Below are 21,060 nucleotides of genomic sequence, written 5' to 3'. Positions count from 1 at the left end.
GGCACCATCCGGACCGGCGCGCCAGCGCGAACCGGCGCGATCCCGGAACCTATGGCCCACCGCCGCCCGCCGTACCCGGGGGTTCGCGCGCGCCGGGGCCGGCCCCGGCGCCGGCGTCGGCCAGATCGCGGCGCAATGGCTTCAGCGCCAGCGTCCCGAGCCGTACGCGCGGCGTCGCCCGGCCCGGCGCGGCGGTCACCGCAAAGTTCGCATCGACGCGCACCGCCGCCGCCGACGCCTTGGCGATACGCACCGTGTAGCGTCCGTAAGCGACGCTTTCGAAAAGGAAATATCCATCGAATTCGCTGAGCGTCGTCGCGCGTACCCGGCCTTCGGCGTCGACCAGCTCGAACGCCAGCCCCGCGATCGCATTGCCGCCGTCGCGCATCGCCACGCCTTCGATCTCGCCCGCCGCGGTCATCGGGATCATCACCCGGGTCGCGACCCCCGGGCGCGGAGTGACGACGACACCGGGCAGCGCGGGCTGGACATAGGGGTCGGGCAGGCTGCCCGCATCGACCCCGATCATCACCGCGCGAAACGGCTCGAGCCCGTCGATCGTCGCGGTTCCCGCTGTGCTCGTCGCCGCCTCGGCGACGGCGTGCCCCGCGGTCAGCGGGACGCCCGGCATCGCCGCCTCGCCGGGCTGGCGCACCCCGTCGCCATTGTCGTCCATCCACACCTCGGCGAGCACCTGGCCGCGGCCGCCGAGCTTCTCGCTCGACATCCGCCAGCCGCCGCCGGCCGCGCCGCCGGACCGCGGCCCGAAGCTGAAGGCGAGCGACAGCGACGCCGCGACCGATCCGTCGCTTGCCACCTCGCCGAAAGCCGAAAGCTGCAACGCCTTGAACCGGCGGGAATATCCGATACCGGCGCGCCCGCGCTCCAGCCCCTTGTCATACCCCAGCTCGGCGCGCCATTCGGCCTCGCCGCGCCCCGCCCACTCGGCGACCAGCGTCGCGCGCGAATCGGCACTCGCGCCCGACAGCGCCAGGCGCGCCTCGCCGCGCAGGCGGACGCGCCCGATCCGTGCATTGGCGAGCAGGGTCGCGGTCAGATTGTCGGGCGGGTCGGCACCGGCGGGGGTGCTGGTGCGCGCCCAGTCGAGCTGGCCGGTGACGGTCAGCGCGCGAAAGCCCGCCGATGCGCGCGCCGAGGCTTCGACGCTGGTCTGCCCCGACGTCCGCTCGATCCGGCGCAGGTCGAAATGCAGCGGCAGAATCGTCCGCCCCAGCCGGACCGGCTGGTCGACCGACAGCTGGACCAGCTCCGCGACATCGCCCGCAAACCGGTCCGACACGAAACCGCCCCAGCCGCGCATCGCCTCGGCGCGCACATAGGTCTCGCCGAACGCCGCGAGCCAGCTCGCGCGCGCCGCGCTGCCCCCGCCCCCTTTTCCCGGCGCGTCGGCGCGGCTCGCCGCCACCTCGAGCAACGTCGGCCCGATTGCCCGGCGCAGCGCGAATTCGCCATAGTTGCGCCGGACATTCTCGATCATCAGGCTGTGTGCATAAAGGGCGGCGGACGTGCGCGCATCGAGTCCGCGCTCGATCCCCAGCGTGCCGCGCCAGCCGCGCCGGAACGGCCCGCGCCGCCGGTTTCCGAAGGCGATCAGGTCGGCATTTTCCTGCGCGACCCCTGCCCAATACCAGGTCTGCTGCGGCGGGATCGAATCGATCCCAACCTGCATCTCCTTGATCTCGCGCCTGATCTGTCCCTGCGGGCCATAAAGGACGATCTCGAAACGATTCGCCCCGTAAAAGAGCGGCACGTCGAGAAATTCGTAGCGCCCGTCGCCATTGGGGCTCGCGAAGGCGAGCAATTGTCCGTTGCGATACAGTTCGGCATCCCACCCCGCGGGCAGGTCGCCGCGAAAGTCGGTCCGGTCGAACGCGTCAGGCCGCTCGACCGGGCGATTGGTGAGCACCGCGCCGCGTCCCGGCGCCGAACCCGCGACGAGCCCGGTCGCAAGCAGGCTGACGTCGCCGGCCGCATAATGCGTCGCCTTCAGCGGCCCGAGCAATTGGCCCGCCGGATCGGTGCGATAGAGCCGCAGCCGCAGGCTGTCGGGCACCCCGTCATTGTCCGACGACAGCCGCGCATCGAAACTCTGCCCCAGCGCTTCGCCCGCCGCGAACAGCTCGTACCGCGCCTGGACATGCGATCCGCCGCGCTTGTCCGATACCGCCCCCAGCGAGGCCACGACGTCGACCGACGGCGTCGCCCACAGGCTGTACGGCCGGCTCGCCTGCGGCAGCTTGGCGAGGTCGAACGGCGCCGCGGGCCTGATCGCCGCCGCGCGCGCGCGCCGCTCGGCGGCGAGCTGGAAGGGCAGTTTTTCTTTCGAATCGATGCGCAGCACCGCGTTCGACAGGTCGGGTACCAGCGGCAGGTCGAGCCACGCCGATAATTGCGCGACATCGACGCACCAGCCCGCGGCAGTATCGCGGATCGCCGCGGGGCCGATCGCGAAGCTGCGGCTGCCGCTGCGCACCGCGCCCGCGTCGCGGTCGATCGTCAGCCCGCGCCGCTCGTCGAACACCCAGCCGGTTGCGCGGCGCGACTTTTTGTCGAGCCGCACCGGCAGGTCGAGCGCGAGGATGACGTCGGCCAGGTCGACGCACACCCCCGCCGGGGTCTGGTATCCGCGCACGCCGTCGCCGAGCCGCAATTGGCCCGATCGCAGGTCGAACAGCCAGCTGTCGTCCTCATTGGGCTGCCAGTCGCCGGAAAGCTCGCCCTTTTCAAACGCCTGCGCGCCGGTCGGCGCAAGGCCGGCCAGCGCCAGCACGGCCGCGAGGAGCCGCAGGAGCCGCAGGAGCCGCAGGAGCCGCAAGAGGAGCGCGCGAACCATGGTCGCGCCGTCGACAATCTTCTCCGCCCGTCAGCGCACCACCCGGTCGGCTTCGTCGATCGTACCGCCGCCGATCTCGCGATCTTCGCTGTAGCGGATGCGCACCGGGCCGCGGAGCCTTGCCGCCAGTTCGGCGGGAACGCGCAGCGACACCGTGCGCGCGCCGACCTCGGGATAGATGGCGATGCCGCGCGCGCGCAGCAGGGGTTCGGCGACTCCCGGCCGCGTCACCTCGATATCGCCATAGACCGAGCGGTTGCCCGTGCGCGTCAGGTCGAAGGCAAAGGCGGGGCCGTCGGCGGTCTCCTCGACCCGCGCCGCGCCGATCGACGCCGTGGCGCCCAGCGCGCCGACGCGCACGATCACCGGGATGGTGATGCCATAGATCGGGGTGAGCGCGATCGACACCCCGCCGCTCGCCGCCTTCGCACCGTCGGTCGCGAGCGCCGCGTCGGGAACCGCGCGGAACAGCATGTGCGCGCGATATTCGCCTTCGGGCGTGCCTTCGGGCACGCGCACCCCGACGCGGATCACCTGCGGCTGGTTCGGCGGCAGTACGACGCGCCGCGGCGAGAAGCTGATCATCGCCAGCGCCGCCTTTTCCGTGTCGCTGGCCTCGGCCTCGGCGATCTCGTCGAGGCCGCCCGCCGCGGTCATGCGCTTGATCTCGAGGCTGATGCGATAGGTTGCCGGAGTGCTGCCGATATTGTTGAGCACCACCTCGGTCCCGCGCGTTCCGTCGAGGACGATCCGCGTCGGCGCGACGAGCAGGTCACCCGCGGCGCGCGCGGGCAGCACGCCCGCGACGAGCGCGAGCGAAAAGGTGAGCAGAATCTGCGTGATACGAAACATGGACACGATCCCCACAATCGTTGGTCCGGGTGGTCCCCACCGCCCGTTGGTCGCATCCTGCCTGCCCGAACATGGTTGATATTTCGCTAACCACGTGGCCGCCGCGCCCCTTCGGCGCCCTCCGACGCGCGAAAGTGCGGTCGCCGAAAGCAGAAAGGCGCCTATCCCCGCGGCATGCGTGGTCCCCATTGTCGTCATTGCGAGGAGCGGACTGACGAAGCAGTCTCAAGCCATCGCCCTGCCGTTCCGATGGCTGGAGATTGCTTCGCTTCGCTCGCAATGACGCAATACGGATGCGAACGCGATAGGCGCCAAGCAGAAAAGGGTCGCCGGGGCTGGTCTCGCCCGGCGACCCTTTTTGCGGCCGGCGGGCCCCCGAGGCCCCGCCGATCCCCCCACCCGATCAGAAATTACTGATAATTGGCGGTGACGTTGAACGTCCCCGAATAGTCGCCCGACGCCTGGTTGGCACCGACGCTCAGCGTGCCGCCGACCTGGAAGCTGCCCCCCGTCGCGCCGAGCGTGACGCTCGTCACCGAATAGCTCAGGGATGACGTCATGGTGCCGCCGAGCGAGCCGTTGAGCGTGACGCTCGAATCGCCGCCGACAAGGACGACCGCGCCGTTGGTGCCCGCGATGTTGAAATTGGCCGCGCTCGTCGTCCCGGTACAAGTCAGCCCCGCCCCGCACGTCGCCGCACCCGCGGTCGACACCGCGACGGTCGACGCGGTCGCGCCGCTGATCACCGTCGCATATTGCAGGTCGCTGGTGTTGGTGAGCGTGATCTGGCGAAGGATCTTCGCCTTCGCGGTGCCCGTGGCCGACGCCGCATGCGCCGCCGAGGCGTTCATGGCGAAGGCGGCAAGTGCCACGCCCGTGAGGGCGCGCTTCATCAAGTCGATGCGCATATGATTTGGTCCCTTGGTCTGTACGGCAAACGGGAATCCCACCCCGTCCGCTGCCGCCCTTCTACCCACCACCCGTTCAGCTTTTGCCGACGTTCATGGTAAACGTCGCGTTAGCGATTGGCGCCGGAACCGATGCATTCACTTTCAAAATCAACATCTTGTGTCGATATCGCGCCGCCGTTTGCGGACCGGCTTTGCTCCCCTGCGGCCCGGATCGGCACAATTGCCGGCCTCCGGCCGAGCGATTCGATCAGATCGATTCGCCCGACAATCGCTGGCAGATCATGTCGAGCTGGTCGAGCGAGCCGAACTTGAGCGTCAGCGCCCCCTTGCCTTCGCCGGCATAGGTGATCGCAACCCCGATCCCCAGCAGTTCGGACAGGTGGCGTTCGACCGCGACGATATCGGGGTCGCGGTTGCCGTCGATGCTCTTGTACTCGAGCGGCGCCTTTTTTCCGCTGCCGCCCTTGCCGTCGCGCACCAGTGCCTCGACCGCGCGCACCGACAGCCCGTCCTTGACCACCTTGCGTGCGATCGCCTCGGCATCGGCCGCGCCGATCAGCGCGCGCGCATGCCCCATCGCGAGGCTGCCGTCGCCGACGAGCGCCTGCACGGTGTCAGGAAGGTCGAGCAGCCGCATCAGGTTCGCGACATGGCTGCGCGATTTGCCGACCAGCTTCGCCAGCGCTTCCTGGCTATGCCCGAAATCCTCGATCAGCTTGCGATACGCCCCCGCCTCTTCGATCGCGTTGAGGTCCTGGCGCTGGATATTTTCGACCAGCGCGATCTCGTAGGTCGCGGCGTCGTCGAGCACGCGCACCAGCGCGGGAATCTGGTGCAGCCCGGCACGCTGCGCGGCGCGCCAGCGCCGTTCGCCCGCGACGAGCTGATAGCCGTCGCCATCGGGCGCCGCGCGCACGATAATCGGCTGGAGCAGGCCCCTCGCGGCGATCGAATCGGCCAGCTCGGCGATCGCGCCTTCGTCGAAATGGCGTCGCGGCTGGCCGGGAAGCGGGCGGATCGACCCCACCGGCACATGCTGCACCGCGTCGCCCGCGGGTGCCGTCGCGGCCTTCGCCGCGCCGCCGGGGGTGGCAAGCACCGGCGCCTCGATCGCAACGTCGCCGAACAGCGCGTTCAGCCCGCGCCCCAGCCCCGATGGCCGCTTCTTCGCGGGAATCGCCGACCCGGCCCCGGTTTCATCTTCTTTATCAGTCATTTATGCAGCCTTGCGAATATTGGGCAGGCGGTCGATCAGCTCGCGTGCCAGCGCGATATACGCCATCGATCCCGTGCAGCGATGATCGTAGATCAGCGCCGGAAGCCCGTGGCTCGGCGCTTCGGACAGGCGGACGTTGCGCGGGATCACCGTCTGGAACACCACCGGGCCCAGCACCTCGCGGACATCGTCGGACACCTGGTCGGTCAACCGGTTGCGGCGGTCGAACATCGTCAGCGCGACGCCGAGGATCGTCAGCTTCTGGTTAAAACGCTCGCGCACGCGCTCGACCGTGGTGAGCAGCTGGCTCAGCCCCTCGAGCGCGAAAAATTCGCATTGCAGCGGCACGATCAGCGATTCGGCGGCGATCAGCGCGTTCAGGGTCAGCATGCCGAGCGACGGCGGGCAGTCGATCAGGCAGATGTCCCATTGCCCCGCCTCGGCGCCCGACAGTGCCTGCTGCAGACGGTGGAGGCGGTCCTGGAACTCGATCAGCTCGATCTCGGCGCCCGACAGATCGACCGTCGCGGGCACGATGTCGAGCCGCGGCACCGCGGTCGGGATCGCGCAATCGGCGATCCCGGCATCGCCGCGGAGCAGTTCGTAGCTCGAAAATTCGCGCTGCGCCTGCTTGATGCCCAGCCCGGTCGAAGCGTTGCCCTGCGGGTCGAGATCGATGATCAGCGTCCGCCACCCCGTCGCCGCGAGCGCCGTGGCCAGGTTGATCGCGGTCGTCGTCTTGCCGACCCCGCCTTTCTGGTTCGCCACGGCGATACGGATCATGCTTTTCCTCGCTTTTCGGGCGCGACGCGCCCCTTGCCGACCAGGATATGGCTGTCGCCATCGGTGCGGCTCTGTTCCACGTGGAACATTCTCTGCCATGGCTGCGGCAGCAACGCCAGTTCCTTAACCGCGTTTCGGCCCTTCGGCAGCAGCCAGCGCGTCGATTCGGTGGAAAAACGCGCGGACAAGTCGAGCAATTTGTCGAGCGGCGCAAAGGCGCGCGCGCTGATCGTCCCCGCCACCCGCGTCGCCACCGCCTCGAGCCGCGCCTCGGCGACCTCGACATGGCGCAGTTCCAGCGCGTCAGCGACCGCGCGCAAAAATTCGCAGCGCCGCCGCCGCGATTCGACGAGCAGCATCGGCCGATCGGACAGGATCGCGACGACCAGCCCCGGCAACCCGGGCCCGCTGCCCAGATCGATCCAGAGCCCCTCACCGTCCGGATCGAGCGCGAGCAACTGCGCGCTGTCGGCGATATGCCGCACCCAAAGCGACGGGATTGTCGAAGCCGCAATCAGATTCTGCTGCGCATTTTCGGCAACGAGCATCGTCGCAAAGCGTTCGAGAGCCGCCCATTGCAAGGCGGTCGGCGCAAACGCCTGTTTCAGCCAGTCGCGCGCAGCGCCTTCATTTTCCAATAGTTCGGCGTCCGCCACGTCGCTCTTTCACCTACCCCGCGAAGCGGGCTTGTTCTTCTTCGTGCCTTTGCGCCTTTGCGAGAGATTTTGAAAGCCTCACGCAATGGCATCGCTCGATTGCGAACCTCAACCCGTCCGTGCAATGTCCCGCCGATGAGCATTTCGGCTACGATAGCCCCAATATTCCTTTTGTGGTCTGGACCATTTGCCGATCCGCTGGAGACTCTCGCCTTTCCCAGCCCCGAATTGGCATCCCGGAACATCGTCCAGTGCGGCGCGGAGGCCGTTGAAATCCGCTACGACGACCTAGACAACTCCGACGGCTTTTCGCCGTCACCGATTCTCGTCGTTCATGGAGCGACCGAGGAGCAACTGCCGTGCATAGACAGGGCCGTTCGCTTTTACGATGTCGAGCTGCCACCCGAGCTGCAAAAGGGCTTCGATGCAATCAGGATGGCGCAATATATGGCGGCTTATCGCGCACGCGCCGCCGCGGCGCTGGCGGCGCGCGGTCTGCTGGACAAAGTGCCAAAATTTCGCGCCGGAGAAACAGATGCGATAGCATTCGCCCGGCAATTGGAAGCGATCTGTGGCCCTGCGGCTGCAGGAGCGCTGCAATCATCCTATGGTCCGCACGTCCTCAGTCCCGAATGGGTGAGCAGACTCACCCTACCATCCGGGCCCGAAGACGACGCGATATCCTGTCTGATGGCAGCCGCGTCCACCGCCGACTTCGAACTGAACCTCATCGGAAATGAAGCTATTTCCCAGTAGGATATGGGTCGATGAAGCGACCTCCCGGCTCCATCGACCTTCAGGCCGCCCGCCGCTTGCTATGCACCAGGATCACGGTCAGTGCCGCCGGGGTCACCCCGTCGATCCGACCCGCCTGCCCCAGCGTCTCGGGCCGCGCCTTGGTCAGCCGTTCGACCATCTCGCGCGACAGCCCGCCAATCGCGGCATAATCCATCGCAGGGTCGAGCAGGATCGCCTCGTTCGCCGCGAGCGAACGCAGCTCGGCCTCCTGTCGCGCGATATAGGGCGCGTAGTGCGCATCCTCGGCCAGCTCGGCGAGGATCGCGCCGTCGATCGCGGCGAGGTCGGGCGCGAGCGTCGCCAGCGCCGCCATCGTCACCCCGGGAAAGCGCAGCAGGTCGATCCGTCGCCGCGCCGCGCCGTCGCCGGGCAGCGCCAGTCCGATCGCGGCATAATCGGCGGTAGCCGCCGGCGCGGCGAGCAACGCCGCCGCGCGCGCGCGCTCGGCCATGCGTGCATCGAACAAAGCCGCGGTCGCCGGCCGCACCAGTCCCAGCGCGATCCCCTTCGGCGTCAGCCGCGTCGCGGCATTGTCGGCGCGCAGCCGCAACCGGTATTCGGCGCGCGCGGTGAGCATGCGGTACGGCTCGCTCACCCCCTGCAGCACCAGATCGTCGACCATCACCCCGATATAGCTTTCCGAGCGGTCGAGGATCAGCGGCTCGCGCCCCTGCACGCTGAGTGCCGCATTGGCCCCCGCGACCAGCCCCTGCGCCGCGGCTTCCTCATATCCGGTGGTGCCGTTGATCTGCCCCGCGCACCACAGCCCGCTTATCGCGCGCAGCTGCAAGGTCCGGTCGAGCGCGCGCGGGTCGATATGGTCATATTCGACCGCATAGCCCGGCACGACCATTTCGACCGTTTCGAGCCCCTCCATCGTGCGCAGCATTGCGAGCTGGACGTCGGCGGGCAGCGAGGTCGAAACTCCGTTCGGATAGACGAGATGCGTGTCGAGCCCCTCGGGCTCGAGAAAAATCTGGTGTCCGTCGCGATCGGCAAAGCGGTGGATTTTGTCCTCGATCGACGGGCAGTAGCGCGGGCCCGCCGCGCCGATCGCGCCGGTGAACAGCGGCGATCGGTCGAGATTGTCGGCGATGATGCGGTGCGAATCGGGGTTGGTGCGCGTGATCGCGCAGAAAATCTGCGGCACCGTGCGCGCATTGTTCCACGTGGAACAGGTCCAGGTCGCACCCTCGACGCCGTCCGACGGCTGCTCGGCGAGCCGCGCCCAGTCGATCGTGCGGCCATCGAGCCGCGGCGGCGTCCCCGTCTTGAGCCGCGCCATCGGCAGGTCGGCGGCGCGGAGCTGCTCCGCAAGCCGATGCGCCCCGGCCTCGCCGATGCGCCCACCGGCCATCCGCTCCTCGCCGCGGAACATCCGCCCGCCGAGGAAGGTTCCCGTCGCGAGCACCACCGCCGGCGCCGCCAGCGTCGTCCCGTCGCCGAGGATCAGCCCCGCGACGCGCGCGCTGTCGGCGGACAGGTCGAGTGCCGCCGCCTCGCCCGCAACGACGGTGATTCGCCCTTCGGCGGCGAGCAGCGCCTGGATCGCATTGCGATACAGGATCCGGTCGGCCTGGATACGCGGCCCCTGCACCGCCGCGCCCTTCGACGCGTTGAGCATCCGGTAATGGATCGCCGCGGCATCGGCGGCGCGCGCCATCCATCCGTCGAGCGCATCGACCTCGCGCATCAGATGCCCCTTGCCGAGCCCCCCGATCGCGGGGTTGCACGACATCGTGCCGATCAGCGCCGGGTCGAAACTGACGAGCGCGACGCGCGCACCGAGCCGCGCCGCCGCCGCGGCGGCCTCGGTCCCGGCGTGCCCGCCGCCGACGACGATGACATCGAAAGTTGCGCTGCTATGCATGATCGCGGGCGCGCATAGCTCAAAGCACCGCGCGAATCCATCCGGGGCGTGGCGCTGCATCCTTCAAATCTGCCGTCGCGCGATAAAATCTATCGTCGGCTTTCGACCGATTGCGGACGTTCCGTCCAGTAATCCCGTTCGTGTCGTTAGCCGTTGTCGCTGGATAGAATGACCGCCAACGACCGGTTGCGGTCAGTCGCTCCTCCCTGTCGCGCAGCGATGGGGAGGTGGCAGCGCGAAGCGCTGACGGAGGGGCTGATGGCGCAGCGTTACCGCCCCTCCACCACCGCCTGCGGCGGCGGTCCCCCTCCCCATGGCTTCGCCACAGGGAGGATTTAGATATCCGCTAATGACCGGTAGTTGCCGACAGAGTTGTGATCCCCGGCGAAAGCCGGGGCCCAGATTGCCGACGCGAAGCTTGCGTTTTCCCGCCATGGGCCCCGGCTTTCGCCGGGGTGCACAAGGGGCAGCTTCCCACCCCGAAACCACCCATCCCCGTCGCCCTTGCACCGCTCCCCGTTCCACGTGGAACATCATTTCCCGATGCAGAAACGCCCGAACAAGGCATCGAGCATATCCTCGACCCCGGCGCGCCCGGTGATGCGGTCGAGCGCGCCCGCCGCGAGCCGGAGGCGCTCGGCGAGCAGGATCAGGTCGTCCGCCTCGCGCGATCCCGCTTCGATGTCGAGCCACGCCCTCGCCTCGGCGAGCGCATCGCGCTGACGCCGGCGCAGCGCGGCCTCGCCCTCGCGCGGCAACAGCGTGCGCGCCATGTCGACGATATAGGCGTGGAGCCGGTCCATCCCCTCGCCCGTCGCCGCCGACAGGATCAGATCGCAACGAGCCGCTTCGGCCTCGGCGGCGGCGTCGCCCCGCCAGCGGTCGGCCTGCGCCGCGATCAGGATCGTCCGCGGGTGGTCGGGCGCCGCTTTCGGCGGACCCAGCCACAACAATATATCCGCCGCTTCGACCGCCGTCTTCGCACGGTCGATGCCGATCCTTTCGATCGCGTCGCCGCTTCCGCTCCGCAGTCCCGCGGTGTCCGAAAAGCGCATCGCGATCCCGTCGAGCGCCAGCGGGGTTTCGATCACGTCGCGCGTCGTCCCCGCCAGCGGCGACACGATGGCGAGTTCCTTTCGCGCTAATGCATTGATTAACGTCGATTTACCGGCATTCGGCGGCCCCGCGATGACAACCGAAAGCCCTTCGGCGATCACCTCCGCCGCGGGCCGTGCCAGCCATTCGCCGAGTTCGGCGGCAAGCGCTGCCATCCCCGCGACGACACGCTGCGCGACCCCATCGCCGGTTTCGACATCATCCTCGTCGGCAAAATTGAGCTCGGCCTCGACCCCCGCCATCAACGCGAGCAGCCGCTCCTGCCAGTCCGCCACCGCGCGCGATACATGCCCGCTCGCCATGCCCAGCGCCTGCACGCGCTGGCTCTCGGTCTCGGCCGCGAGCAGGTCGGCGAGACCCTCGGCTTCGGCGAGGTCGATCCGCCCGTTTTCGAACGCGCGCCGCGTGAACTCGCCCGCCTCGGCGCACCGCAGTCCCGGCATCGTGCCGAGCGCCGCCTCGACCGCAGCGACCACCGCACGGCCGCCGTGCAAATGGAGTTCGGCCAGATCCTCGCCCGTCGCGGTCGCCGGCCCCGGAAACCACAGAACCAGCGCGCGATCGAGCGGCGCGCCGGCCGCATCCTTCAATTCGGCCAGCACCGCACGCCGCGCTTCGGGCAAACGCCCGGCCAGCGCCGCCAGCGCCGCGCCCGCCTCCGGCCCGCTGACGCGCACGACGCCGATCGCCGCCGGCGGCATCCCGCTCGACAGCGCAAAGATCGTATCGCTTCGGCGCCCGGTTTCGGTCAGCTCTTGCGTCCCCGCGCGGGTTTGTCGCCCTCGCCAGCGTCAGCGGCCTTGGCGCCGCCGCCCATCAGCCCGCCGCCGAACTGGCCGAGCAGCGACTGGACCAGCCCCAGCCCGCTTTCGCCCATCGGCACCCAGCTCTTGACCATCGACTGGACCATGTCGGGGGTGATGCCCTTCGCCATCAATTCCTTGACGCGGTCGAGATAGATCGCGTGCAGCGGCTCGAGGTCGGGCAGACCGAACAGCCGCCGCGCTTCCTCGGGGGTGCAATCCACTTCGATATTGAACTTCATCGCCTGTCCTTGCCCCTTACGCGCTTGAGCCGCGCCGCCGCGGCCGCTAGCTTCGCGCTTTCACATCCAAGAAGCAAGAGTCAGGAGAACTCCCCCCATGTCCGCGACGAACACCACCATCCCCGCGCTCGACGGCGAAGGCATGATTCCCGCCTATGTCGCGCGCCCCGACGCCGATTCGTCGCGCGCGATCATCGTCATCCCCGAAATCTTCGGGGTGAACGCCGGCATCCGCAAGAAATGCGACGACTGGGCGGCCGAAGGCTATCTGGCGATCGCCCCCGACATCTTCTGGCGCTTCGCCCCCGGGGTCGAGCTCAGCCCCGATATCGAGGCCGAACTGCAGGAAGCCTTCGGCTATTTCGGCCAGTATGACGCCGACGACGGGGTCAAGGACATCGAGGCGAGCATCCGCTGGCTGCGCGGCGAAGGCGCCGAAAAGATCGGCGCGGTCGGCTTCTGTCTCGGCGGCCGCCTCGCCTATATGGCCGCGACGCGCACCGACATCGACGCCTCGGTCGGCTATTATGGCGTCATGATCGACCAGATGCTGAACGAAAGCCACGCGATCGCCCACCCGCTGATGCTCCATATCCCGACCGAAGATCATCTCGTCGACCACGCGGCGCAGAAGGTCATCCACGATGGGCTCGATCCGCATCCCAAGGTCACGCTCCACGATTATCAGGGGCTCGACCACGGCTTCGCCGCGACGATGGGCAATCGCCGCAACGAAGACGGCGCACAACTCGCCGACGGCCGCACGCGCGCCTTTTTCGCCGAGCATCTCGCATGAGCGGGCATGCGGGTCTCGCCGCCTGGCACGCCTATATGGCGGGTGGCGGCGACCCGCAGGCCTTGCGGGGCCTGCTCGCCGAGGATGCGGTGTTCCATTCGCCCGTCGTCCACACCCCGCAGGCGGGCGCCGACAAGGTCTTCGCCTATCTCCACGCTGCGAGCCATGTGCTCGGCGGCGAAAATTTCCGCTATCTGCGCGAAATCGTCGACGGCGATCAGGCAATGCTCGAATTCCAGAGTGAACTCGACGGCATCCAGATCAACGGCGTCGACATCATCACCTGGAACACCGACGGAAAAATAATTGATTTCAAGGTGATGGTGCGCCCGCTCAAGGCGATCAACAAGGTTTGGGAGAAAATGGCCGCGATGCTCGCCGCGCAGGCGGGCTGACGGACGTGCTTCGCGTCCCGCGCTGGATCGCCATCCCGGTCCTGATCGCCGCGATCGCGGCGGCGGGCTGGTGGGGGTCCGCGCGCTGGACGCTGATCCTGTCGGTCCCGCTGCTCGGCCTTGCACTTTACGACGCGCTCCAGCGTCACCATTCGCTCCGCCGCAACTATCCGCTGATCGCGCGCGTGCGCTGGCTGTTCGAGGCGCTGCGCCCCTTCCTCTACGCCTATGTCGTCGAAAGCCCGCTCGACGGGCGGCCCTTCGCACGCACCGAACGCGATCTCGTCTATGCGCGCGCCAAGGGCGATCTCGATTCGCATCCCTTCGGTACCGAACTCGACGTCTATTCGGACGAATATGAGTGGATGAGCCATAGCATGGCGCCGACGATGACGACCGACCGCGCCCGGCGCGTCACCGTCGGCAACAGCCAGTGCGCCCGGCCCTACGAGGCTGCGCTGCTCAACATCTCGGCGATGAGCTTCGGTTCGCTCGGTGCCAACGCGATTCAGGCGCTCAATCGCGGTGCGCGGCTCGGCGGCTTCTACCATGATACCGGCGAGGGCGGCTTCAGCCCCTATCACCGCATCCACGGCGGCGACATCGTGTGGGAGCTGGGCAGCGGCTATTTCGGTTGCCGCGACGAGGCCGGACGCTTCGACCCCGGACGCTTCGCCGCCACGGCGCAAGACGACCAGGTCCGGATGATCGAAATCAAGCTCAGCCAGGGCGCCAAGCCAGGCCATGGCGGGGTGTTGCCCGGACCCAAGGTCAGCGCCGAAATCGCCGCGACGCGCGGTGTCCCCGCGGGCATGGACTGCATCTCGCCCGCCGCGCATTCGGCCTTTTCCACTCCCGTCGAACTCGTCGAATGGGCGGCAAAGCTGCGCGACCTGGCGGGCGGCAAGCCCGTCGGAATCAAGCTTTGCGTCGGCCAGCCCCACGAAATCTACGCCGTGATGAAGGCGATGATCGAGACCGGCATCCGCCTCGACTATATCGTCGTCGATGGTGCCGAGGGCGGGACCGGCGCCGCGCCGGTCGAATTTTCGAACCGCGTCGGCATGCCGCTGCGCGAAGGGCTGATCTTCGTGCGCAACGCGCTCGTCGGGTGCGGGCTCAAGGAAGAGGTGCGCCTCGCCGCGTCGGGCAAGGTCCATTCGGGTGCTGGCCTCGCGGTCAATTGCGCGCTCGGTGCCGACTGGTCGAACGCCGCGCGCGCCTTCATGTTCTCGCTGGGCTGCGTCCAGTCGCTGCAATGCCACACCGACCGCTGCCCGACCGGGGTCGCGACGCAGCACCCCGGGCGCCAGCGCGGACTGGTGGTCGAGGACAAGGCCGAACGCGTCCGCCGCTTCCAGGCCGCGACCGTCGGCGCGCTGTGGGATATCACCTGCGCGATGGGGCTCGAAACCCCGTGGCAGATCATGCCGCACCATTTGCACGAACGGCTCAATTCGGCACGCTCGGATTCGATCGACCGCATCTACAAATTCTACGAACGCGGCGTGCTGCTCGACGATCCCGGCTCGGTGGCCAGCGCACGCTACTGGGCGATGGCGCGCGCCGACAGTTTCCGCGCAGCGCTCTAGATCAGGCTGAGCCCGGCAAGCTCGCGATAGAGCTCGGGCGGCAGATCGCCGATCCCACCGCCTTCGTCGAGGCCCTTCGGGGCATCGGCATCGGCCAGGTAACGCCAGCCCTGATGCGCGCGCTTCGGCTGCGGATGGATGCGCTCGAGGTTCGCGACGCAGACGATGTCGATCCGCCCGTCGGCACGCTCGTCGAAGCGGAGGATTTCGACGCGTCCGACGAGCATGTGCTTGACGATGAAGTGCAGCCTGCCGCCGATCAGCTCGTCGGCGCGCTTGGGTTTGAACCGCGTCGTGAAACGCACCTCGCCGCCCTCGGCGCGCATCGCAATCCGCTGTTCGAGGCTCGCATAGTCGGGGCAGCCGACGGCGACGCGGGTCATGTGGAGCGGCGACATGGCGTCCAGATGGGAAGCCGGCACGAAAAAGCCAGCCCCTCGCAGGGCTGGCCTTTCCTTGCCGTCAGAAAAACCTGTCAGCCGAACAGCGTGCCGATGCCGACGCTCGGGTCGATCCAGCCTTCGTAGATCATCTTGACCGCGACGTAGAGGATCACGGCAAGCCCGACATAGGCGATCCAGCGGTAACGCTCGATATATTTGGCGATGATGTTCGCCGCGACGCCCATCAGCGCCACCGCGACGATCAGGCCGACGATCATGATTCCCGGGTGGTCGCGCGCCGCACCGGCGACCGCGAGGACATTGTCGAGGCTCATGCTGACGTCGGCGACCGCGACCGCCCAGGCGGCGGCGGCGAAGCTCTTCGCGGGCTTCAGGCCCGAATGCTCGTCGCCCTCGATTTCGGGCGAGCCGGCCGAATGGGCACCCTCGCGCAGTTCGCGCCACATTTTCCAGGCCACCCACACCAGCAGCAGCCCGCCGACGAAGATCAGCCCGACGATGCCCATCAGCTGCTGGACGACCAGCGCAAAGGCGACGCGCAGGACCAGCGCGGCGAGCACCCCGATCACGATCACCTTGCGACGCTGGTCGGCGGGAAGTCCCGCCGCGAGCGCGCCGACGACGATCGCATTGTCGCCCGCCAGCACGATATCGATCATCAGCACCTGGAGGAATGCCGACAAAGCGGCGGGCGAACCGATATTGCTGAAGTCGTTGACGATATGTTGCCACATTTCGGCGGGCGAACCAAAGCTCGGCGCGGCGGCGGCCGCTTGCGTCAGAATATCCAATATCACAGCATGTCCCCGAAATAGCTGACCTCTGGAATAGGGTCATAAAAGCGATGCAGCAATGCCCGCCATTGTTGGTAACTATCCGACCGGCGGAACCCGTCGCGATGATCCGCGACCGACCGCCATTCCACTAAAAGCAGATAGGGCTGTCCGGTTCCTGTCGGGCGGCGAATCTGAAGCGACAAAAAGCCCGGCGACGCTTCGATCAGCGGCCGGGCCTCGGCCATGGCCGCCTCGAATTCCGCTTCGTTTCCCGCACGTACGGGCAGCAGCGCATGTTCGAGCACGGCCATGATGCCGGATTACTGGTTCATGCTGTCGAAGAAATCCTCGTTGGTCTTCGAATCCTTGATCTTGTCGAGCAGGAATTCCATCGCGTCGACGGTGCCCATCTGCATGAGGATGCGGCGCAGCACCCACATCTTGCTGAGCTTGTCCTTCTCGACGAGCAATTCTTCCTTGCGCGTCCCCGACTTGCCGACGTCGAGGCTCGGGAAGATGCGCTTGTCGGCGACCTTGCGGTCGAGCACGATTTCCGAGTTGCCGGTGCCCTTGAATTCCTCGAAGATCACCTCGTCCATGCGGCTGCCGGTATCGATCAGCGCGGTCGCGATGATCGACAGCGAACCGCCTTCCTCGATGTTGCGCGCGGCGCCGAAGAAACGCTTCGGGCGCTGGAGGGCATTGGCATCGACACCGCCCGTGAGCACCTTGCCCGAGCTCGGAACAACGGTGTTGTAGGCGCGGCCGAGGCGCGTGATCGAGTCGAGCAGGATGACGACATCCTTCTTGTGCTCGACGAGGCGCTTGGCCTTTTCGATCACCATTTCGGCGACCTGGACGTGGCGCGTCGCGGGTTCGTCGAAGGTCGAGGACACGACCTCGCCCTTCACGCTGCGCTGCATGTCGGTGACTTCCTCGGGGCGTTCGTCGACCAGCAGGACGATCAGGTAGACCTCGGGGTGGTTGTCGGTGATCGCCTTGGCGATATTCTGGAGCAGCACCGTCTTGCCGGTGCGCGGCGGCGCGACGATCAGCGCGCGCTGGCCCTTGCCCTGCGGGCTGACCAGGTCGATGACGCGCGCCGACTTGTCCTTGACCGTCGGGTCGACGGTGTCGAGCGACAGCTTCTGGTTCGGATAGAGCGGCGTCAGATTGTCGAAATTGACGCGGTGGCGCACGACGTCGGGGTCGTCGAAATTGACGCTGATCAGCCTGGTGAGCGCGAAATAGCGCTCGCCGTCGCGCGGCGCGCGGATTTCGCCTTCGACGGTATCGCCGGTGCGCAGGCCGTGCTTGCGGACCTGGTTCGGCGAGACATAGATGTCGTCGGGACCCGCCAGATAATTGGCGTCGGGCGAGCGCAGGAATCCGAAGCTGTCGGGCAGGACCTCGATCGTCCCCGATCCGATGATTTCCTCGCCCTCTTCGGCGAGTTCCTTGAGGATCGAGAACATCAGATCCTGCTTGCGCAGGGTCGAGGCGCCCTCGACGCCCAGCTCTTCCGCCATTTCGACGAGTTGTGCGGGCGATTTGGTCTTGAGTTCTTTGAGATGCATGGATGGAGTCCAGGTAGAAAATCGGGAGAAATTAATCGGTTGTCGGCGCACCGCGGCGGGTGCCTATCCGGCCGGGGGACGACCGTTCGCGATAGTCTCGGCGCAGGACGCACCGCCCGCGTGCGCGGGGTTGAATCGGCCCCTATCCCTCGCTCGCCGCCAAGTCAATCGCGTGCGCGACGCGGCGCGTTCAGGGCCGGACGACCGCCAATATCACGATGATCGCCGCGGCGACGCCGGGAACCTCGTTGAGCATGCGCAGCCGCTTTTCGGTCATCGGCCGCTCGCCCTTCGCGAGCTTCTTGTAGTGGCCGATCATCCAGCCGTGATAGCCCGACAGCGCGAGCACGACGGCGAATTTCGCAAGGAACCAGCCCTGCGTCCAGTAACCGCCGTTGAACGCGAGCATCAACCCCAGGATCCAGACGATGATGATCGACGGGTTGAGGATGATCCGTCGCAGCCGGTCCTCGCGCTCGATCCACTTCCTGTCCTCGTCGGACCCGACCGGGCACTGGCTGTGATAGATGAAGAAGCGCGGCATCATGAACAGGCCGGCCATGAAGAAGATCACGAAGATGATATGCGCCGCTTTGACCCAAAGCATCGTCGCCCCCAGAAAGCCTGCCAGTTCCATGCCTATCCCCGCACGCGCCGGATCAGATGCTCGACATGGGCGATCGGTGTGTCGGGCACGATGCCATGGCCGAGATTGAAGATATGGGGGCGCGTCGGGAAAGCCGCAAGGATGCGATCGATCGCGGCATCGAGCGCCGCACCGCCCGCGACGAGCGCGAGCGGGTCGAGATTGCCCTGCACGGGCAGATGCGCAGGCAGCATGGCGTCGGCCCAGGCGGGATCGACCGTCTCGTCCAGCCCGATCGCATCGACCCCGGTTTCGCCGGCATAGGCGCGAAGCTTGCCCCCCGCCCCCTTCGGAAAGCCGATGACCGGCGTGTCGGGATGCAGCGCCTTCAGCCGGCCGACGATTTCGGCGTTGGGCGCGATCACCCATTGCTCGAACTGCGCCGGCGACAGGCTGCCCGCCCAGCTGTCGAACAGCTGGACCGCCTCGACGCCGCTTTCGATCTGCCCCGACAGATAGGTGACGGTCAGGTCGATGATCGCGTCGATGATTGCCTGGAACGCCTGCGGGTCGCCGAACGCCATGCGCCGCGCCGCGGCCTGGTCCTTTGATCCCTGCCCCGCCACCATATAGGTCGCGACAGTCCACGGGCTGCCCGCAAAGCCGAGAAAGGTGGTCTCGGGCGGCAGCGCGCCCGCAACGCGCGTGACGGTTTCATAGACGGGGTCGAGCCGCTGCGGCATTGCCGCGAGCGCGGACAGCGCGCTGTCGACCAGCGGCGGCGCGAGCCGGGGGCCCTCGCCTGCCTCGAACCACAGATCCTGACCCAGCGCGTGCGGGATGACGAGGATGTCGGAAAAAAGGATCGATCCGTCGAAACCGAAGCGCCGGATCGGCTGCAGCGTCACCTCGGCCGCGGCTTCCGGATCGTAGCACAGCTCGAGGAATCCGCCCTTGGTCTCCCGGAGCGCCCGATATTCGGGAAGATAGCGTCCCGCCTGGCGCATCAGCCACAATGCGGGCCGTTCCTGCCGTGCCCCGCGCAACGTCGCGAGCAAGCTCTTCACTGGCGCCATGGCGCAGACCCTCTTTCTTTCTACCCAATCAATATATTGAAAAGATGGTGGTGGTTTGTTGGGGGGCGAATAACGCGGCTTTAGGCAGCGCCGCCGCCTTTGCCAACAGCTTGACTCCATCCCGGCCGATCTTTGCCGCGGAGTCGCGAACGCTTGTCCTCCTAATCCACAGCCTGTGGATAAAAAGGCGATGCTGTGGACAAGCGGCGGAACGGAATCGGCAGCGTCGGGGATGAAACCACTCCCCCCTTTTGCTCCCCCCGCTTGTCCCGGACTTATCCACAGCCGGTGCCGCGCGCTTCGCCGCTTGCCTTTTTCCGCGGCCTTGCGCCATGTGCGGCTATGGGCCGGCTCCACCTTCACCTCATATCCGATTCCACGGGCGAGACGCTCGAGAATATTGCCAAGGCGGCGATTGCCCAGTTCGACGATGTCGAGGTGGTGCGGCATTTCTGGCCGATGGTGCGCTCCGAATCGCATCTCGACCGAATCATGGCCGAAGTCGAGGCGAGCCCGGGCATGATCCTCTTCACGCTGGTCAACGGCGAGCTGCGATCCAGCCTCGAACGGCGTGCGCGAGCACAGGGACTGCCGACGGTCGCCGCGCTCGACGCCGTCACCGACGCGCTGTCGCGCATGCTCGGGCAGGAAGCCAAGGCGCGACCCGGCCGCCAGCACGCGCTCGACGCCGCCTATTTCGCGCGCGTCGAGGCGATCCAGTTCACCGTCGCGCACGACGACGGCATCGGCTGGGAAAATTGGGAACAGGCCGACATCGTCCTCGCGGGCGTGTCGCGCACCTCCAAAACCCCGACGAGCATCTATCTCGCCAACCGCGGTTTCAAGACCGCGAACATCCCGATCGTTCCCGAATCGCCGCCGCCCGACGCGCTGTTCAATCTCCGCCGCCCGATGGTGGTCGGGCTCACCACGGGGCTCGACCGGCTGGTGCAGGTTCGCCGCAACCGCCTGCTTGCGCTCAACCAGGCGCCCGAAACCCCCTATGTCGACGACGAACGCGTGAAGGCCGAACTTGCCTATGCGCGCCGCATGTTCGCCGACAATGGCTGGCCGGTGATCGACGTGACGCGCCGCTCGATCGAGGAAACCGCCGCGGCGGTGATCAAGCTCGTCGAGGATCGCAGCGCGGCATGACGCTGCTTCTCGCCTCGCAGAGCAGTGGCCGCGCCGCGATGCTGCGCGCCGCCGGGCTGACCTTCGAAACCAGCGCCGCGCATCTCGATGAAGAGGCGCTGACCGCGTCGCTCCTCGCCGCCGGCCAGACCGCGCGCAACATCGCCGACGCGCTCGCCGAGGCCAAGGCGGTCAAGATTTCGTCGCGGCTTCCCGGGGTGACGGTGCTCGGGGCCGATTCGACGCTGGCGCTCGACGACGGCGCGATGCTGTCGAAACCCGAAAGCCCCGAAGAGGCGGCAAATCATCTTCGCCGCATGGCGGGCGCCCGCCACCGCCTGTTCAGCGCGGTTGTCGCGGCGCGCGACGGTGCGCCCGTCTGGCGCGCGATCGGCGAGGCGAAGCTGTGGATGCGCCCCTTGTCGGACGCCTTCATCGCCGACTATGTCGCGCAAAACTGGGACAGCATCCGCTGGACCGTCGGCTGTTACGAAATCGAGGGAGCAGGCGTGCAATTGTTCGACCGGGTCGAAGGCGACCCCTGGACCATCATCGGCATGCCGATGCTCCCGCTGCTCGCCTGGCTGCGCGCGACCGGGCTCGCCCAAAAATGACTGAAAACA

The 21,060-nt window shown here is 67.4% G+C and carries 21 protein-coding genes; 6 read left to right on the top strand and 15 right to left on the bottom strand.

All coding sequences use genetic code 11. From position 1 onward, the window contains the following. Nucleotides 1-49 precede the first annotated feature (49 nt). The 6 genes from EAO27_RS18300 to rsmG all read right to left on the bottom strand — a co-directional run bounded on the left by EAO27_RS18300 (nucleotide 50) and on the right by rsmG (nucleotide 7,272). Nucleotides 50-2,854 (bottom strand): carboxypeptidase-like regulatory domain-containing protein, encoded by a 2,805-nt coding sequence (locus tag EAO27_RS18300; protein WP_242773068.1) that lies wholly within the window; start codon nucleotides 2,852-2,854, stop codon nucleotides 50-52. 30 nt (nucleotides 2,855-2,884) lie between these two features. Next, nucleotides 2,885-3,706, bottom strand: coding sequence for a molecular chaperone (locus tag EAO27_RS18295; protein WP_242773065.1), 822 nt, complete (start codon nucleotides 3,704-3,706; stop codon nucleotides 2,885-2,887). A gap of 410 nt (nucleotides 3,707-4,116) precedes the next feature. Continuing rightward, the gene (locus EAO27_RS18290; RefSeq protein ID WP_242773063.1) at nucleotides 4,117-4,614 is read right to left on the bottom strand and encodes a DUF4402 domain-containing protein; all 498 of its coding nucleotides are present in this window, start codon (nucleotides 4,612-4,614) and stop codon (nucleotides 4,117-4,119) included. 250 nt (nucleotides 4,615-4,864) lie between these two features. After that, a complete protein-coding gene (locus tag EAO27_RS18285; RefSeq protein ID WP_242773061.1) occupies nucleotides 4,865-5,833 on the bottom strand; it encodes a ParB/RepB/Spo0J family partition protein in 969 nt (322 codons plus the stop codon). Then, complete coding sequence (locus EAO27_RS18280; RefSeq protein ID WP_242773059.1) at nucleotides 5,834-6,616, bottom strand: ParA family protein; 783 nt, start codon at nucleotides 6,614-6,616, stop codon at nucleotides 5,834-5,836. Further along, entirely contained in the window at nucleotides 6,613-7,272 is a 660-nt protein-coding gene (rsmG, locus tag EAO27_RS18275) for a 16S rRNA (guanine(527)-N(7))-methyltransferase RsmG (RefSeq protein ID WP_242773057.1), read from the bottom strand. Before rsmG ends, EAO27_RS18280 begins: the two co-directional genes overlap by 4 nt. 135 nt (nucleotides 7,273-7,407) lie before the next feature. Here rsmG and EAO27_RS18270 point away from each other — a divergent pair, with 135 nt between their 5' ends. Beyond that, nucleotides 7,408-8,028 (top strand): hypothetical protein, encoded by a 621-nt coding sequence (locus EAO27_RS18270; protein ID WP_242773054.1) that lies wholly within the window; start codon nucleotides 7,408-7,410, stop codon nucleotides 8,026-8,028. Between the two features lie 40 nt (nucleotides 8,029-8,068). Here EAO27_RS18270 and mnmG read toward each other — a convergent pair whose 3' ends face one another. The 3 genes from mnmG to EAO27_RS18255 form a co-directional block, all read right to left on the bottom strand. Continuing rightward, nucleotides 8,069-9,940 carry a tRNA uridine-5-carboxymethylaminomethyl(34) synthesis enzyme MnmG gene (gene mnmG, locus EAO27_RS18265; RefSeq protein WP_242773051.1) on the bottom strand — a complete coding sequence of 624 codons (1,872 nt, stop codon included), beginning with the start codon at nucleotides 9,938-9,940 and terminating at the stop codon, nucleotides 8,069-8,071. 533 nt (nucleotides 9,941-10,473) lie between these two features. Beyond that, nucleotides 10,474-11,778 carry a tRNA uridine-5-carboxymethylaminomethyl(34) synthesis GTPase MnmE gene (gene mnmE, locus EAO27_RS18260; protein ID WP_278190169.1) on the bottom strand — a complete coding sequence of 435 codons (1,305 nt, stop codon included), beginning with the start codon at nucleotides 11,776-11,778 and terminating at the stop codon, nucleotides 10,474-10,476. A gap of 26 nt (nucleotides 11,779-11,804) precedes the next feature. Beyond that, complete coding sequence (locus EAO27_RS18255; RefSeq protein ID WP_242773045.1) at nucleotides 11,805-12,101, bottom strand: DUF6489 family protein; 297 nt, start codon at nucleotides 12,099-12,101, stop codon at nucleotides 11,805-11,807. A 97-nt stretch (nucleotides 12,102-12,198) separates the two neighbouring features. Here EAO27_RS18255 and EAO27_RS18250 point away from each other — a divergent pair, with 97 nt between their 5' ends. The 3 genes from EAO27_RS18250 to EAO27_RS18240 are packed head-to-tail and all read left to right on the top strand — an operon-like array spanning nucleotide 12,199 to nucleotide 14,884. Further along, complete coding sequence (locus EAO27_RS18250; RefSeq protein ID WP_242773042.1) at nucleotides 12,199-12,897, top strand: dienelactone hydrolase family protein; 699 nt, start codon at nucleotides 12,199-12,201, stop codon at nucleotides 12,895-12,897. Then, a complete protein-coding gene (locus EAO27_RS18245) occupies nucleotides 12,894-13,292 on the top strand; it encodes a nuclear transport factor 2 family protein (RefSeq protein WP_242773033.1) in 399 nt (132 codons plus the stop codon). Before EAO27_RS18250 ends, EAO27_RS18245 begins: the two co-directional genes overlap by 4 nt. A gap of 41 nt (nucleotides 13,293-13,333) precedes the next feature. Further along, entirely contained in the window at nucleotides 13,334-14,884 is a 1,551-nt protein-coding gene (locus EAO27_RS18240; RefSeq protein WP_242780642.1) for an FMN-binding glutamate synthase family protein, read from the top strand. On the opposite strand, the gene EAO27_RS18235 is transcribed toward EAO27_RS18240, so the two are convergent. The 6 genes from EAO27_RS18235 to hemE all read right to left on the bottom strand — a co-directional run bounded on the left by EAO27_RS18235 (nucleotide 14,881) and on the right by hemE (nucleotide 19,303). Beyond that, nucleotides 14,881-15,267 (bottom strand): DUF1489 domain-containing protein, encoded by a 387-nt coding sequence (locus tag EAO27_RS18235; protein ID WP_242773030.1) that lies wholly within the window; start codon nucleotides 15,265-15,267, stop codon nucleotides 14,881-14,883. The genes EAO27_RS18240 and EAO27_RS18235 overlap by 4 nt on opposite strands. A 92-nt stretch (nucleotides 15,268-15,359) precedes the next feature. Then, nucleotides 15,360-16,022 (bottom strand): TerC family protein, encoded by a 663-nt coding sequence (locus tag EAO27_RS18230; RefSeq protein WP_242780640.1) that lies wholly within the window; start codon nucleotides 16,020-16,022, stop codon nucleotides 15,360-15,362. Between the two features lie 59 nt (nucleotides 16,023-16,081). Then, nucleotides 16,082-16,375, bottom strand: coding sequence for an antibiotic biosynthesis monooxygenase (locus EAO27_RS18225; protein ID WP_242773026.1), 294 nt, complete (start codon nucleotides 16,373-16,375; stop codon nucleotides 16,082-16,084). A gap of 9 nt (nucleotides 16,376-16,384) precedes the next feature. Further along, nucleotides 16,385-17,641, bottom strand: coding sequence for a transcription termination factor Rho (gene rho, locus EAO27_RS18220; protein WP_242773008.1), 1,257 nt, complete (start codon nucleotides 17,639-17,641; stop codon nucleotides 16,385-16,387). A 190-nt stretch (nucleotides 17,642-17,831) separates the two neighbouring features. Next, on the bottom strand, nucleotides 17,832-18,278 hold the full coding sequence (locus EAO27_RS18215) for a CopD family protein (protein ID WP_242773004.1): 447 nt from the start codon (nucleotides 18,276-18,278) through the stop codon (nucleotides 17,832-17,834). 2 nt (nucleotides 18,279-18,280) lie between these two features. After that, nucleotides 18,281-19,303 carry a uroporphyrinogen decarboxylase gene (hemE, locus tag EAO27_RS18210; RefSeq protein ID WP_242773001.1) on the bottom strand — a complete coding sequence of 341 codons (1,023 nt, stop codon included), beginning with the start codon at nucleotides 19,301-19,303 and terminating at the stop codon, nucleotides 18,281-18,283. A 342-nt stretch (nucleotides 19,304-19,645) separates the two neighbouring features. Here hemE and EAO27_RS18205 point away from each other — a divergent pair, with 342 nt between their 5' ends. After that, nucleotides 19,646-20,458, top strand: coding sequence for a pyruvate, water dikinase regulatory protein (locus EAO27_RS18205; protein ID WP_242772999.1), 813 nt, complete (start codon nucleotides 19,646-19,648; stop codon nucleotides 20,456-20,458). Then, entirely contained in the window at nucleotides 20,455-21,051 is a 597-nt protein-coding gene (locus EAO27_RS18200) for a Maf family protein (RefSeq protein ID WP_242772995.1), read from the top strand. Before EAO27_RS18205 ends, EAO27_RS18200 begins: the two co-directional genes overlap by 4 nt. Nucleotides 21,052-21,060: the final 9 nt, after the last annotated feature.

Origin of the sequence: Sphingopyxis sp. YF1 (assembly GCF_022701295.1) — a bacterium.
Lineage (GTDB): Bacteria > Pseudomonadota > Alphaproteobacteria > Sphingomonadales > Sphingomonadaceae > Sphingopyxis.
Note: the sequence above shows the minus strand (reverse complement) of the source record. Positions and strands in the feature narration are given on the sequence as shown.